General features: G+C 74.4%; 15 protein-coding genes. 8 read left to right on the top strand and 7 right to left on the bottom strand.

Translation table 11 applies throughout. From position 1 onward, the window contains the following. The first annotated feature begins 192 nt into the window (after positions 1-192). Genes OMK64_RS08290 through OMK64_RS08265 form a run of 6 tightly spaced genes read left to right on the top strand, consistent with a single transcriptional unit; the run spans position 193 to position 5,275 of the window. Positions 193-1,215 (top strand): putative F420-0 ABC transporter substrate-binding protein, encoded by a 1,023-nt coding sequence (locus tag OMK64_RS08290; protein WP_272727607.1) that lies wholly within the window; start codon positions 193-195, stop codon positions 1,213-1,215. Then, positions 1,212-2,291 (top strand): putative F420-0 ABC transporter permease subunit, encoded by a 1,080-nt coding sequence (locus OMK64_RS08285; protein ID WP_272727606.1) that lies wholly within the window; start codon positions 1,212-1,214, stop codon positions 2,289-2,291. Before OMK64_RS08290 ends, OMK64_RS08285 begins: the two co-directional genes overlap by 4 nt. Continuing rightward, a complete protein-coding gene (locus OMK64_RS08280) occupies positions 2,282-3,094 on the top strand; it encodes a putative F420-0 ABC transporter ATP-binding protein (RefSeq protein WP_272727605.1) in 813 nt (270 codons plus the stop codon). Before OMK64_RS08285 ends, OMK64_RS08280 begins: the two co-directional genes overlap by 10 nt. After that, the gene (gene cofD, locus OMK64_RS08275; protein WP_272727604.1) at positions 3,091-4,077 is read left to right on the top strand and encodes a 2-phospho-L-lactate transferase; all 987 of its coding nucleotides are present in this window, start codon (positions 3,091-3,093) and stop codon (positions 4,075-4,077) included. The genes OMK64_RS08280 and cofD overlap by 4 nt, the downstream gene beginning before the upstream one ends. Next, complete coding sequence (cofC, locus tag OMK64_RS08270; protein ID WP_272727603.1) at positions 4,074-4,703, top strand: 2-phospho-L-lactate guanylyltransferase; 630 nt, start codon at positions 4,074-4,076, stop codon at positions 4,701-4,703. The genes cofD and cofC overlap by 4 nt, the downstream gene beginning before the upstream one ends. After that, the gene (locus OMK64_RS08265) at positions 4,700-5,275 is read left to right on the top strand and encodes an HhH-GPD-type base excision DNA repair protein (protein ID WP_272727602.1); all 576 of its coding nucleotides are present in this window, start codon (positions 4,700-4,702) and stop codon (positions 5,273-5,275) included. The genes cofC and OMK64_RS08265 overlap by 4 nt, the downstream gene beginning before the upstream one ends. Before the next feature lie 158 nt (positions 5,276-5,433). On the opposite strand, the gene OMK64_RS08260 is transcribed toward OMK64_RS08265, so the two are convergent. Beyond that, positions 5,434-7,536, bottom strand: a complete 2,103-nt coding sequence (locus OMK64_RS08260; RefSeq protein WP_272727601.1) for a carbohydrate-binding module family 20 domain-containing protein — start codon at positions 7,534-7,536, stop codon at positions 5,434-5,436. Positions 7,537-7,795: 259 nt separating this feature from the next. Here OMK64_RS08260 and OMK64_RS08255 point away from each other — a divergent pair, with 259 nt between their 5' ends. Next, positions 7,796-8,203, top strand: coding sequence for a YbjQ family protein (locus tag OMK64_RS08255; RefSeq protein WP_272727600.1), 408 nt, complete (start codon positions 7,796-7,798; stop codon positions 8,201-8,203). 70 nt (positions 8,204-8,273) lie between these two features. Further along, complete coding sequence (locus tag OMK64_RS08250; protein ID WP_272727599.1) at positions 8,274-9,071, top strand: TspO-related membrane protein; 798 nt, start codon at positions 8,274-8,276, stop codon at positions 9,069-9,071. A gap of 309 nt (positions 9,072-9,380) precedes the next feature. Here OMK64_RS08250 and OMK64_RS08245 read toward each other — a convergent pair whose 3' ends face one another. The 6 genes from OMK64_RS08245 to OMK64_RS08220 all read right to left on the bottom strand — a co-directional run bounded on the left by OMK64_RS08245 (position 9,381) and on the right by OMK64_RS08220 (position 14,338). Beyond that, entirely contained in the window at positions 9,381-10,142 is a 762-nt protein-coding gene (locus OMK64_RS08245; protein ID WP_272727598.1) for an ABC transporter permease, read from the bottom strand. Continuing rightward, positions 10,139-10,927 (bottom strand): ABC transporter ATP-binding protein, encoded by a 789-nt coding sequence (locus OMK64_RS08240; protein WP_272727597.1) that lies wholly within the window; start codon positions 10,925-10,927, stop codon positions 10,139-10,141. Before OMK64_RS08240 ends, OMK64_RS08245 begins: the two co-directional genes overlap by 4 nt. A gap of 38 nt (positions 10,928-10,965) precedes the next feature. Then, positions 10,966-11,811, bottom strand: coding sequence for a DUF4097 family beta strand repeat-containing protein (locus OMK64_RS08235; RefSeq protein ID WP_272727596.1), 846 nt, complete (start codon positions 11,809-11,811; stop codon positions 10,966-10,968). An 83-nt stretch (positions 11,812-11,894) separates the two neighbouring features. Beyond that, on the bottom strand, positions 11,895-12,392 hold the full coding sequence (locus OMK64_RS08230) for a type II toxin-antitoxin system HicB family antitoxin (RefSeq protein ID WP_272727595.1): 498 nt from the start codon (positions 12,390-12,392) through the stop codon (positions 11,895-11,897). Positions 12,393-12,572: 180 nt separating this feature from the next. Continuing rightward, positions 12,573-13,370, bottom strand: a complete 798-nt coding sequence (locus OMK64_RS08225; protein WP_272727594.1) for a coenzyme F420-0:L-glutamate ligase — start codon at positions 13,368-13,370, stop codon at positions 12,573-12,575. Next, on the bottom strand, positions 13,367-14,338 hold the full coding sequence (locus OMK64_RS08220) for a TIGR03557 family F420-dependent LLM class oxidoreductase (protein WP_162354191.1): 972 nt from the start codon (positions 14,336-14,338) through the stop codon (positions 13,367-13,369). The genes OMK64_RS08225 and OMK64_RS08220 overlap by 4 nt, the downstream gene beginning before the upstream one ends. Between the last annotated feature and the right edge of the window lie 179 nt (positions 14,339-14,517).

Raw genomic sequence — 14,517 nt, 5'->3', positions numbered from 1 at the left:
GCGGACGCCAGGTTGCGGAACCGGTGCCGCAGCGGCCTAGGGTGGGAGACGGAACCCGGTCCTGCTGACCGGGTCGAGCCGCCCGGCACTCGGCGGCCCTCCGGGGTGCGACGTGCACCCGTCCCGTCGTGCGCAGCGCAGCGCACCCCCGCCCGAGCAGGGGTCGCCCCTGCGTCCAGTCCCGGAGTGTCGATGCCCCGCCCCACCCGCCGTCCCCTCGTGCCCCTCGTCGCCGCTGCCGCGCTCGCCCTCGGGCTGTCGGCGTGCGCGTCCGACGCGTCGGGCACCTCGTCGCCGACCGCTGCCGCGTCGCAGCCCGGCGGCTTCACGCCCGTCGACCTCGACAACTGCGGCACGCCCGTGACCGTCGACGCCCCGCCCGAGCGCGTCGTGACCGTCAAGTCGACGTCGACCGAGATGCTGCTCGCGCTCGGCCTCGAGGACCGTGTCGTCGGCACCGCGTTCGCCGACGGACCGGTGCCGGAGCAGTGGGCCGACGCGTACGACGCGATCCCTGTCGTGTCCGACAAGGTGCCCGGCCAGGAGGCGCTGCTCGCGCTCGAGCCGGACTTCGTCTACGCGGGGTGGGAGTCGAACTTCTCCGCGGACGGCGCGGGCGACCGCGCCGGGCTGGCCGCGCTGGGGATCGGCACCTACGTCTCCCCCGCCGCGTGCAAGGAGGAGGGCTACCAGCCCGACCCGCTGACGTTCGACGTCGTCGAGGACGAGATCCGTGAGGTCGCGTCGCTGTTCGGCGTGCAGGACCGCGCCGAGGAGCTCATCGCGGCGCAGCGCGAGACGCTCGCGGACGTCGAGCAGCCCGCCGGGCCGACGACCGCGCTCTGGTACTCGTCGGGCACCGACAGCCCGTACGTCGGCGCAGGCATCGGCGCGCCGCAGATGATCCTCGACGCCGCCGGGCTGACCAACGTCTTCGGCGACGTGCACGACACGTGGACGTCGGTCGGGTGGGAGCAGGTCGTCGCAGCCGACCCCGACGTGATCGTGCTCGTCGACGCGTCGTGGAACACCGCCGACAGCAAGATCGCGCTGCTCGAGTCCAACCCGGCGACGTCGCAGCTCACCGCGGTGCGCGAGAAGCGCTACGTCACCGTGCCGTTCGCGGCGACCGAGGCCGGTGTGCGCAACGCCGAGGCCGTCGCGTCGATCGCCGAGCAGGTCGCCGCGCTGGACGACGCGCCGGCCGAGGGGTGACGACGACGACCGCCACCGTCCCCCGCACCACCGCGCCGCCCGCCCCGCCGACGGCGGCGCCCGCGCGCACCCGGCTCGCGCTCCTCGTCGCCGTCGGCCTCGTGGCGCTCGTCGGCACGGTCCTCGTCACCGTGACGATCGGGCCGGCCGACCTGAGCGTCGGCGAGGTCGCGCGCAGCATCGCCGGGCACCTCGGGCTCGACGTCGCACCCGTCGCGCCCCTGCACGACGCGATCGTCTGGGAGCTGCGCCTGCCCCGCGTGCTCACGGCAGCCGCGGTGGGCGCGGGACTGGCGCTCGCCGGTGCCGTCATGCAGAGCCTCACGCGCAACCCGCTCGCCGACCCCTACCTCCTGGGGCTGTCGTCGGGCGCGTCGCTCGGGGCCGTCGCGGTGCTCGTCGTCGGCGTCACCGTTCTGCTGCCGGTCGCCGCGTTCGTCGGGGCGATGGCGGCGCTGGTGGCGACGCTCGCGCTGGCCCGCTCGGGTGGCACGCTGACGCCGGGCCGCACGGTGCTCGCCGGGCTGGCCGTGTCGCAGCTGTGCGCCGCGGGCACGTCGTTCGTCATCTTCTGGACCGCGACCGGCGACTCCTACCGCGAGATCCTGTCCTGGCTGCTCGGCTCGCTCGCGGGCGCCACGTGGTCGTCGGTCGCGATCGCCGGCGGCGCGGTGCTGGTCGTCGGGACGCTCGTCGTGCTCGCCGGCGTACGGCTCGACGCGTTCGCGTTCGGCGACACGGCCGCCGCCGCGCTCGGCGTCGGCGTCGACCGCACGCGGTGGACGCTCATGACGCTCGTCGCGCTGCTCACGGGCGCGATGGTCGCGGTGAGCGGCGCGATCGGCTTCGTCGGGCTCGTGCTGCCGCACGCCGTCGGGTCGCTCACCGGCCCCGCGCACCGCCGCCTGCTGCCCGTCGCGGCGCTCGCCGGCGCGGTGTTCCTCGTCTGGGCGGACACGCTCGCGCGCACGCTCTTCGACCCGCGCGAGCTGCCCGTCGGGATCGTGACGGCACTCATCGGCGTGCCGGTGTTCGCGGTGCTGCTGCGCCGGGGCCGGGGGTCGGCGTGGACCTGACGATCAGCGGTGTCGGCACGCGCCTCGGCGGCCGGTGGGTCGTCGACGGCGTCGACGCGACCCCGCCGCCCGGACGTCTGACCGGCCTGCTCGGCCCCAACGGCGCCGGCAAGACGACGCTGCTGCGCCTCGTCGCGGGGCTGCTCACGCCCGAGCGCGGCGCGGTGCTCGTGGGCACGGGCGGGTCGGCGACGCCGGTCGCGGAGATGGGGCGTCGCGAGCGCGCCCGCCAGATCGCGCTGCTCGAGCAGGAGTCCTCGAGCAGTGTCCCGCTCACGGTCCGCGAGGTCGTCGCGCTCGGCCGCATCCCCTACCGCTCGCTGTGGGGCGCGGACCCGGACGACGACGCGGTCGACCGCGCCCTGCACGCCGCCGACGCCGCCCACCTCGCCGGTCGTGCGTGGTCCTCCCTGTCGGGCGGCGAACGGCAGCGCGTGCACGTCGCTCGCGCGCTCGCGCAGGAGCCCGAGCTGCTGCTGCTCGACGAGCCGACCAACCACCTCGACGTCAGCGCGCAGCTCGCGCTGCTCGCGTTCGTGCGCGACCTCGGCACCACGACCGTCGCGGCGCTGCACGACCTCAACCTCGCGGCCGCGTTCTGCGAGCACGTCGTCGTGCTGTCCGGCGGACGCCTCGCGGCGGCCGGTCACCCGCGCGAGGTGCTGCGGCCCGCGCTGCTGCGCGAGGTCTACGGAGTCGACGCCGACGTCCTCGAGCACCCGCGCACGGGGCGGCCCGTCATCGCGTTCCACGAGCCCGCGCCCCGCCCGGCACCCGCTCCCGTCACCGCAGGAGAAGCATGAGGATCACCGTCCTGTCCGGCGGCGTCGGCGGCGCGCGCTTCACGCGCGGGCTGCTCGCGCTGCTGCGCGACCGGCTGCCCGACGGCTCCGGCGGCACGACCGCGCAGGTCACGGTCGTGGCCAACACCGGCGACGACCTCTGGCTGCACGGCGTGCGCGTCTGCCCCGACCTCGACACCCTCATGTACACGCTCGGCGGCGTGGTGCACGAGGAGCAGGGCTGGGGCCGCCGTGACGAGAGCCGCCGCGTGTCCGACGACCTCGCCGCCTACGGGCTCGGCTGGGAGTGGTTCACGCTCGGCGACCTCGACCTCGCGACCCACCTGGCCCGCACCGAGCTGCTGCTGTCCGGCATCCCACTGTCCACCGTGACCGCCCGGCTCGCCGAGCGGTGGAAGCCGGGCGTGACGCTGCTGCCGATGACGGACAGCGAGGTCGAGACGTCGGTCGAGACCGTCGACGGCCGCACGATGCACTTCGAGGAGTGGTGGGTGCTGCACCGCGCCTCGATCCCCGCGCGCGCCTTCCACCAGGCCGACGTGGCCGTCGCCGAGCCGGCCCCCGGCGTGCTCGACGCGCTCGCCGACGCGGACGTCGTCATGGTGCCGCCGTCGAACCCCGTCGTGTCCGTCGGCACGATCCTCGGCGTGCCCGGCATCCGCGACGCGCTGCGCGCCACGCCCGCCCCGGTCGTCGGCGTCAGCCCGGTGATCGGCGGCGCACCCGTGCGCGGCATGGCCGACGCGTGCCTCACGGCGATCGGCGTCGAGACCGCGGCCGACGCGGTCGCACGTCACTACGGCCGCCGGGCCGACGGCGGCGTGCTCGACGCGTGGCTCGTCGACGACACCGACGCGGCGGTCGTCGAGCCGCTGCGGTCCGAGGGATGGCGCGTCGAGTCCGCCCCGACCCTCATGACGGACGTCCCCGCGACCGCCGCGATCGCCGCGCGGGCGCTCTCCCTCGTGGACCGGGCGCCGTGACCGGATGGTGGGTCGTCGTCCCCGTCAAGGACGCCGACCGGGGCAAGTCCCGCCTCGCCGACGTCCTCGCACCGGGCGAGCGCGGCCGGTTCGTCCGCTCGATGGCCCTCGACACGCTCGCCGCGGCGTCGGCCGCCTCCGAGGTCGAGGGTGTGGTGCTCGTGACGCCCGACCGGGTGCTCGCGTCGTGGGCGCAGCGCGGCGGCGCGGTCGTCGTCGACGAGCCGCCGGGCGGCGGGCTCGACGCGGCAGTCCTGGCGGGCGAGGCGGTCGTGCGCGCCCGCACCCCGGACGCACCGGTCGCCGCACTGCTCGGTGACCTTCCCCGGCTGCGTCCCGCCGACCTCGACGAGGCGTTGCGTCGGGCCGCCGCCCACCCCCGCACGCACGTCCCCGACGCGGCCGGCACGGGCACGACGCTGCTCACCGCCGCCCCCGGATCCGCCCTGCGACCCGCCTTCGGCACCGGCTCGTCCGCGCGCCACACCGCCGCCGGGCACGTCGCGCTCGAGCTGCCGGTCGACTCCACGCTGCGGCACGACGTCGACGAGCCCGCCGACCTCGACACGCTCGTCGACGCGCCGGGTGCCCACGCGCCGGGCGCGCAGGCCAGGATGGGCGCATGACGCTCTGGCTGACCGGCGACTACGCCGCGGACCGACTGCTCTCCGAGGACCCGTTCGCGCTCCTGATCGGGATGCTGCTCGACCAGCAGGTGACGATGGAGAGCGCGTTCGCCGGGCCGGCGAAGATCGCTGAGCGCATGGGCGGGCTCGACGTGCACCAGGTCGCGGACGCCGACCCCGACGAGTTCGTCGCGCTGTGCTCGACCCCGCCGGCGGTGCACCGCTACCCCGGCTCGATGGCGGGCCGCATCCAGGCGGTCGCGCGCGAGATCGTCGAGACCTACCACGGCGACGTCGCCCGCATCTGGACGACGGGCGACCCGGACGGCGCGACGGTGCTCAAGCGCCTCAAGGCGCTGCCCGGGTTCGGCGACCAGAAGGCGCGGATCTTCCTCGCGCTGCTCGGGAAGCAGTACGGCGTGGAGCCCGAGGGCTGGCGCGAGGCGTCCGGCGCTTACGGCGAGGTCGACGCGCGCCGGTCGATCGCCGACGTGACCGACCCGACGTCGCTCGCCGAGGTCCGCGCGACGAAGCAGGCGGCGAAGGCGGCCGCCAAGGCCGCGAAGGGCTGACGCGACAGCGGTCGTCGTCCCCGCGCTGCGGCTGTCGGCCCGGTCGGACGGCGGTGCGCCCCCGGTGGCGCGGACCGCTGCGACGCCGACGCGACACGGCACCGATCCTCGGCGAGCACGCGGCCCGTCCGTGGTCGGAGGACGGGCCGCGTGCGGTCTCAGCGCCAGGCGTCGTCGAGCGTGAGCGTCCCCGACGACGGCACGGTCACCGTGCGGTTCGCCCCGCTCTCCCACGTCACGGCACCCGCGGCATCCTTCCGGACGTACTTGTACTGCACCGTCGCGCCCGCGGGCAGCGTGACCGACGCGCGCCACACGGGGTAGGCGGCCGACGAGAGCGGGACGGCGCGCGCCGGGTCCCAGCCGCCGAGCACGCCGGCGTCGCCGACCACGAAGACGTTCTGGCCCCACGCCGTCGTGGCCTGCACGCCGAACGAGACGACAGCAGTCGACGAGGTCGGGGTGGGCGTCGGCGTCGGGGTGGGCGTCGGTGTGGACCCGCAGGGGCTGCCGGGCGTGACGACGCCGCCGTCGACGCGCACGGCCGCGCCGGTGAGCGTGTAGTCGCGGCCGCCGTTGTTGTCCCACGTCCCGGTGCCGTTGGTGAACGCGGCGGTCACGGTTGCTCCGCCGGTCGCGATCTCGCGCGACACCCAGCCGGTGCACGCGGGCGCCATCTCGACGCCGGGGACGGCCGTCCACGCGCCGGAGCCGACGCGGTGGTGGATCCGGTAGGCGGACCAGCCGGGCGTCGTCGCGTAGTAGACGGTCGTGCTCGCGGTCGGCTGCCCGCCGGGACGGCCGACGTGGATCGCGACGGCGCCGTGCGCGGGGACGGTCGCGGTGAAGGTGCCCGACGACGACACGGTCACGGTCGACGCGCAGGTCGCGGACGCGACGACGTCGCAGTAGGAGCCCGCGGGCATCGACGTCTGGAAGGTGCGCGTGACGGGCTGGTCGTGGTCGTTGAGCGCGACGTACCCGCGGTCGCCGCGCCCGAACCCGATGAGCTGCGAGCCGTCGTCGGTCCACTGCACGAGCGGCGCGCTGCCGACGGTGTTGTGGAAGCCGACCATGCCCTGCACCTCGGTCCACCGCTGCGTGCAGACCCACCGGCTGTCGGCGCACGACGCGTCGGGCACGCTCGTCGCCGAGGCACCGGGCGCGCCGGCGTCCTTGTCGTCCCGGGTGTAGCCGCTGTAGACGGACGGCGCGCCGTAGGGGTGCGCGAGCAGGAACACGTTCGCGAGCCGGTACTCGGCGCCGCGCTTGTAGCTGAGCGTCTCGCCGTTGCGCTCGGTGTCGTGGTTGTCGACGAACGTCCCCGCCGACGACGACGGCAGCAGCCCGTCGGCGATCGTGCGCAGGTCGGCGAGGTTGCCGTCGAAGGCCGCCTTGAGCCGGCGGCCGTAGAAGAACTCGTGCGAGTCGCCGCTGCCGAGGTACTCGGACGGCTGGACGGGCTCACCGCTCGCGCCGATGACCTCGTGCACCCAGAACACGTCCGGGTTCGTGAGCCGGCTCTTGATCGCGGCGAGGTCGGCGGCGGGGATGTGCTTGGCGGCGTCGATGCGGAAGCCCGCGACGCCGAGGCTCAGCAGGTCGTTCAGGTACCCGGCGAGCCGGTCCCGGACGTACGACGAACCGGTGCGCAGGTCCTGCAGCGACACCAGCCGGCAGTTCTGCACCTGGTAGCGGTCGCCGTAGCTCGCGATGTTGGACCGGCAGTCGTTGAAGTCGGCCGCACCGTAGATCCCCGGGAACGAGTCGACACCGAACGACGACCCGGCGACGCCGGTGCCGCTCCCCCGGTCCGCGCCCGTCATGTGGTTGAGGACGGCGTCGGCGATGACCCCGACACCCGCGGCGCGGCACGTCGAGACCATCGCGCGGAACTCCTCGCGCGTGCCGAGCTTCGACTCGATGCGGTAGCTCACCGGCTGGTAGGACGTCCACCACTGCCCGCCGGTGACGTGCTCCTGCGGGGGCGACACCTGCACGTACCCGAACCCGGCGGGGCCGATCGTCGAGGTGCACTCGCTCGCGACGGCGTCCCAGGTCCACTGGAAGAGGTTGAGGATGACGTCGCCGCGGCCGTTCGCGGACGGCACGACGGGTTGCGGCACGGGCGGCGCCGCTCCGGTCGGCGCGACGGAGGCGGTCAGGCCGGCGGCGGCGACGAGCAGGGCGGCGAGCGCGGCGACCGCACGTCGCACGCGTGGTCGGGCGGCACGCGCGGGCGTGCGGGGGGTGGCGGTCACGGAGAGGCTCCGATCGGGCTCGGCGCACGTCGTCGTGCGCGGCTGGGCGTGAGCGGGCGGTCCGGACGTCGAGCTGCGCTGCTCGCCGGATGGGCGTGGCGTCGGACCGGTTCCGGGTCTCGGAACGGCAGCAACTACTTGCTGCAACTTGCAGCACCGCGTTGCGAGCGAACGTACCACCGGGTCGTGGCTGCGGACAGGGGATGAATCCGCACCGTCGTCCTGCCCCGCTGCCGCGGCCGCGTGACACGATGCGCGCGTGATCGTGGTGACGACGAACGAGATCCCCGGCTACCGCGTGCAGGCCGTGCTCGGCGAGGTCATGGGCCTGACGGTCCGCTCGACGAACATCGGCGGCAGCCTCACCGCGAGCCTGCGCTCGATCGGCGGCGGGGAGATCCCCGAGTACACGACGATCATGTACGAGAGCCGGCACGAGGTGATGCGGCGCATGGTCGACGAGGCCGTGCAGCGCGGCGCCAACGCGATCGTCGCGATGCGGTTCGACACCGGCTCCGTCGGGCAGTTCAGCGAGGTCTGCGTCTACGGCACGGCCGTCGTCGCCGAGCCCATCCCTGCGGGCGAGCCCGGTGCGACCGGCCAGTCCGCGCACGTCGCGTCAGGCACGGCCGCACGATCCGACGCCTCGACCGCAGACGGCCGCTGAGCACCAGGTGTACGTCCGTCATGGACGTCGTACCGTCCGTCCTGTGGCACCCGAGAGCCGAGCCCGTCCGATGAGCGCCTTGCCGGTCGCCTCGCGCGACGGGTGGCTGTCGCCGCGGGCGGGGCGATGGGTTCTGCTGGTGACCGCGGTCGCGCAGCTCGCCGCCCCTCCGCTCGCAGGTTTCGACCAGGGCAGCACCGAGGATCCCGTCGTCGTCCCGCCCGGCCCTTTCTTCGCCGTGTGGGGCGTCGTGCTGCTGGGCTGCCTGACGATCGCGGTGCGCGGGCTCCCGGAACGACGGGCGACCTCGCCCGCGTACCGCCGGCTGCACGTGCCGTTGAGCCTGACCCAGGTCGGGTTCGTCGCGTGGCTGTGGGCGGCGGCCGCCGCACCGGTCGCGACCGTCCCGATCTTCGCGGGCATGCTCGGCGCCCTCGCCGTGGCGCTCCGTCGGGCACCGCTGACGGAGCGCCCCGTCGCCGGGAGCGTGCGCGGCGGGGACGCGTGGGTGGAGGCGGTTCTCGGGGTGTACGCGGGGTGGGCTGCCGCAGCCGTGTGGATCAACGCCGCCACGCTCGTGGACCGCCCCTCGAGCCGCGCCCTGGCGGCCCTGCTCGTCGGCGCGGTCGCCACGGCGGTGGTGCTCGTCGTCGTCGTCGCGCGCAGCGTCGTCGCGCGATGCGCTGCCGGTGCGACGAGCGCCTGGGCCCTGTGCGGGGTGGTGCTGTCCACCGGCGCCGCCGACGCGGACGCCCTGCTCGCCGTGGCCTGGGCCGGTCTCGTCGGGGTGGTCGCAGCGACTCTGATCGCTGCTCGGGGTGCTCGCCGTGCCGCGCGACCGGGGGCGCATCGCCCGGCGCCCTCGTGAGCGAGCTCCGGCCGCGTGCGGCGCGCCTGTGGGCGCCCCAGGCGGTCGCCCACGGTCACCGCGCCCGAGCCCGCGGAGCACGGCGAGCAGCGAGGTGTTGGTCGACGGCACGGCGTCCGTCGCCGAGCCGATCCCGGATCGCGAGCCCGGTGCGACCGGCCGGCCCGCGCACGTCGCCGCGACCATGCCCGCCCGCAGCGGAGGCCTGAGGGCCCCCGAGGGCTGACACGCCACGATCCCCGACCGGCGTGCGGTCGAGGATCCTGGCGCCTCAGTCCGGCTTCCGGACGAGGGACGAGCGGTGCGGCATCAGCCGATCCGGCGCCGGTAGGCGGCCATGGCGCCGAGGTAGGCGACGACGAGGATGCCGACGCACCACCCGAGCGCGACCCACAGGTCGCTGCCGACGGGCTCACCCGCGAACAGGTGCTGGATGCTGTCGACGATCGACGTGACCGGCTGGTTCTCGGCGAACCACCGCACCGGCCCCGGCATGGTCTCCGTCGGGACGAACGCCGAGCTGATGAACGGCAGGAAGATCAGCGGGTAGGAGAACCCCGCGGCACCGTCGACCGACTTCGCGGTGAGACCGGCGATGACGGCGAGCCACGTGAGCGCGAGCGTGAACAGCGCGAGGATGCCCGCCACCGCGAGCCACGCCCCGACGCCCGCCGAGGTCCGGAAGCCCATGAGGAGCCCGACGAGCACGATGATCACCACCGTGATCCCGTTCGCGACGAGCGACGTCAGCACGTGCGCCCACAGCACCGACGACCGGGCGATCGGCATCGAGTGGAAGCGCTCGAAGATGCCGCTCTGCATGTCGGTGAACAGCCGGACGGCGGTGTACGCGATGCCCGACGCGATCGCGATGAGCAGGATCCCCGGCAGCAGGTAGTTGACGTAGCTCTCGCCGCCCGCCTCGATCGCCCCGCCGAAGACGTAGACGAACAGCAGCAGCAGCGCGATCGGCGTGAGCGCCGTCGTGATGATCGTGTCGGCGCTGCGGCTGATGTGCCGCAGCGAGCGCCCGGTGAGGGCGGCGGTGTCGGCGTAGACGTGCGTGCTCATGACTGGTCCTTCCCGGACTCCGTGGTGGTGGGGGTCCCGACGAGCGCGAGGAAGATCTCCTCGAGCGTCGGCTGCTTCTCGACGTACTCGACGGTCGCGGGCGGCAGCAGCGCCTTGAGCTCGGCGAGCGTGCCGTTCGCGATGATGCGGCCCTGGTGGAGGATCGCGATGCGGTCCGCGAGCTGCTCGGCCTCCTCCAGGTACTGCGTGGTGAGCAGAACGGTCGTGCCCTGCCGTGCCAGCCCCTGGACGACCCGCCAGACCTCCTGCCGCGCCTCGGGGTCGAGGCCCGTCGTCGGCTCGTCGAGGAACAGCACGCTCGGGTGCCCGACGAGGCTCATCGCGATGTCGAGCCGCCGCCGCATGCCGCCCGAGTAGGTCGACACGCGCCGGGAGCCCGCCTCGGTGAGGTCGAAGCGCGCGAGCAGGTCGTCGGCGATGCGGCCGGGGTCGTCGAGGTGCCGCAGCCGCGCGACCAGGACGAGGTTCTCACGGCCGGACAGGATCTCGTCGACCGCCGCGAACTGGCCGGTCAGGCTGATCGACTCGCGGACGTCGCGCGGCGCGGTGGTGACGTCGAACCCGTTGACGACGGCCGTTCCCGCGTCGGGCTTCAGCAGCGTGGACAGGATCCGCACCATGGTCGTCTTGCCGGCGCCGTTCGAACCGAGCAGGGCGAAGATGCTGCCCGGCGCGACGTCGAGGTCGACGCCGCGCAGGACGTGGAGGTCCCCGAAGGACTTCTCGGCGCCGCGCACGCGGATGGCGGATGAGGTGGCGTTCATGAGGTGTCGCGTCCCCTTCTCGTGGTGGTGGTGCCCGCTCAGCGGGCGTGCTGGACGGTGATGTCGCCCGAGCGCGTGCGCGCCCGGACCGCGACGGTGCGCTCGCCCTCGGCGGGGGCGGCCTGGCCGTCGAGCTGGTTGCGGACGCGCCCGTCCTTCGACGACAGGTCGAGCCACGCGGCGACCCCACGCCGGACGCCGACTGCCACCTGGCCGTAGCCGCTCTCGACCTGGACCGACCCGCTCGACACCTCGGCGACGCGGACGCTGCCGTAGGCCGTCTTCGCGGTGACCGAGCCGAGGGCCCGGTCGACGTCCAGGTCGCCGTACGAGAGCTTCGCCTCGAGGTCGCCGCCCGACTCCTCGACCTGCACGGCCCCGTGCGACGCCTTGATGACGGCGTCGCCGTGCACCGTGCCGATCCGGACGCGTCCGTGGTCGGCGGTGATCTCCGCCGTGCCCTCGACGCGCTCCACGTCGACCACCCCGTGCATGGCCCGGACCCACAGGTCGCCGGTGGTGTCGAGCTGGACGGAGGAGCTCTTGGCCCGGGTCGCTCCGAGCCGGCCCACGGTCTGGACGTTGCCGACGGACAGCTCGGCCGTGACACGCGAGCCCGCGGGCAGCTCGACGACGACGTCGACCGAGTCGTTCGGGCCGGGGCCGATCCAGGAGAGCCGCGGCCGCGGCCCGAGGACGGTGAGGCGCCGGCCGTCGAAGTCGACCTTCGTCTCCTCGACGGCGCGGCGGTCGTCCGCCTTCGCCGGGTTGGAGGGCGCGACGGTCACGACGGTGTCGGCGCGGTCGCTCGCGATGACGCGCAGGTCACCGACGGGGACGTGGACCGCGAGGTCGATGGGCTGGGGTGTGCTGTACGTGGGCATGCTGACGCCTCCCGTGCTGAGGGTGTGCTTGTCCGGCCCCGCGGGTTCGCGGGGCTGGTGGTGCTCGGAGGTGCGGTGCCGGGCTAGCGCGCCCAGCCGGCGAAGCTGTCGCCGGTGCGCAGCGCGCGCTGCGCGGATCGTCGTTGCTTCGGCTGCAGGGCCGCCGCGATCGCGCGGACGAGCCAGGCGTTGACGGACAGGCCGTCCGCGGTGGCCGCCTCGTCGACGCGCGCCTTGAGCGCGTCGGGCAGGCGGAGCGTGGTGCGTGAGGTGCTGACGTCGTCGAGGTCCACGGGCGCGGTGGTCACCGTGCTCGCCTCCTCGGCGTCCGCCTCGGACGGGGGCTGCGTGACGACGAACTCGACCTCGCGTCCGCGCAGCCGCACGTCGACCGAGCCGGGTGCGAGGTCACGCGTGATCTCGCCGGCGGCGGCCGACAGCGCGTCGAGCAGCACGAGGCGGGTGGCCGCGTCGAGGCCCGCGGCGAGCCGCTCGGCGACGGCGCGGGTGTCGTCCCCGCCGTGCTCGGCGGCGTCCATGAGCTGACGCTGGAGGTCGCTGACGTACTGCCCGAGTTCCATGACACCTAGCATGACACCACCGTGGTGTCACCGCAAGCCTTTGTGGTGTCAGATCGGCGTCACATGGTGTCAGGCCGGATGCACAGTGGTGTCACGGCCGGTCGCCCGGCCGGCGACCGGCCGTGCTTCCACGCCCGGCCCGCGATGTGCGCCCCTTCGCGGGGCCGCGCGCCCGGCTCCTCACGCCCGCTCGACGGCGTCCTTCCAGCCCTGCGCGTACGCCTCCGCGCTCCCCTGCCGGAACATGTCGTCGTCGCCGGTCCGCACCAGCACGCGCGCACCCGGGCCGTCGTCCACGGTGACGACGTGGCCGAGGCCGCGGACCACCGCGAGCGGCCGCCCGGCCGCCTTGCCCTTGACCAGCTCGGCCGCCGCGGCGATCTCGTCCGCCACGGCGGTCACGGTCATCGTCAGCGGTCGCCCGAACGAGTCGACCTGACCGCGCAGGTCGTCGAGGACCGCGACGCCCGCGGCGCCGATCGCCAGGTCGGCGACCCCCTGCCGCCACGGCCGCCCGGCGGTGTCGGACACGACGACGCCGACCCGCACCCCGAACGCCCGGGCGACGGCCGCGCGCACGGCTCGTGCGGAGGCGTCGGGGTCGACCGGCAGCAGCAGGACCGTGCCCTCGGGCGTGTTGCTCGCGTCGACACCGGCCGCCGCCATGACGAGCCCGAGCCGGTTCTCGACGATCCGCGTGACGCCCGCGGCGTGCTCGCGCGTCGCGACGACGCGCACGGTCTCGTCCGTGATCGCCTGCTCGCGGTCGGCGGCGGCGACGACCCTTCCCTCGGCCTTCGACACGACCTTGCTGGTGAGCACCAGCACGTCGCCGTGAGCGAGCGCGCGATCGGGCCGGGCCTCCGCGTCGGCGCGCAGCAGGTCGACGAGCAGCGCCGGCAGGTCATCGCCCGGTCGGACCTCGCCGAGCCCGTCGGGCGCCCAGACCCGCAGCTCGTCCGTCGGGCCGGTCGTCATCGCGACAGCTTCGGCAGCACGTCGGCGCCGAAGACCTCGATCCACTCGCGCTGGTTGCGGCCGACGTTGTGCAGGTAGATCCGGTCGAAGCCGAGGTCGACGTACTTCTGGATCTCGGCGCGGTGGACGTCGGGGTCCGACGAGATGACCATGCGGCCCTCGAAGTCCTCGGGGCGCACGAGCCGGGCCATCTGCTCGAAGTCGAACGGCGAGCGGATGTCAGCCTTGGGAAACTTCATGCCGCCGTTGGGCCACTCGCGCATCGCGTTGGCCAGCGCCTCCTCGTCGGTCGGCGCCCACGACATGTGCAGCTGGAGCACCTTCGGCATCGCGTCGGCGTCCCGCCCGGCCTCGCGCGCCCCCTCGTGGAACTTGCCGAACAGGCCGCTGATCTTCTCGAGCGGCGCACCGACCGTGATGAGCCCGTCGGCGTGCTTGCCCGCACGCTTGGCGGTGACGGGACCGGCGGTCGCGACGAGGATCTCGGGCGCCTCCTCGGGCATGGTCCACAGCCGCGTCGACTCGAGCTTGTAGAACTGCCCGGCGTGCTTGACGTCGCGACCCGCGAGCGACGCCGTGAAGAGCTTCTTGATGATGTCGATGGCCTCGAACATGCGGTTGATCCGCTCGGGGGCCTCGGGCCAGTACTCGGCGATGATGTGCTCGTTGAGCGCCTCGCCCGAGCCGAGGCCCAGCCAGTGCCGACCCGGGTACATCGCCGCGAGCGTCGCCGACGCCTGCGCGACCATCGCCGGGTGCCAGCGGAACGTCGGCGCGGTCACGCCGGGCCCGAAGTCGCCGCGCGTCCGCTCACCGACCGCCGTCAGCACGTTCCACACGAACGAGGACTGCCCCTGCGCGGGCACCCACGGCTGGAAGTGGTCGGCCGCCATCACGCCGGAGAAGCCGTGCTCCTCGGCGTACGCCGAGAGGTCCACCGCCTCGGTGGGGTGGAACTGCTCCAGCATCGCCGCGTACCCGACCGTCAGACCGTTCGCCGTCACACCGCTCACCCGCGTCGCTCTCCCTCGTCGTGCCGGGCCGCCCGCCTCGTGCGGGTGGCCCTCCGGCGACACTAACCCGGCCGTGTGTCGCGTGTGTTCCCTCGCGCACAGGGCCGGTCCGCCTGGGGAAACCCGCGCGGGTG

The sequence above is a fragment of the Cellulomonas fimi genome (assembly GCF_028527925.1).
Lineage (GTDB): Bacteria > Actinomycetota > Actinomycetes > Actinomycetales > Cellulomonadaceae > Cellulomonas > Cellulomonas fimi_C.
The sequence above is the reverse complement of the archived record's forward strand: the minus strand, read 5'-3'. Positions and strand labels throughout refer to the sequence as shown.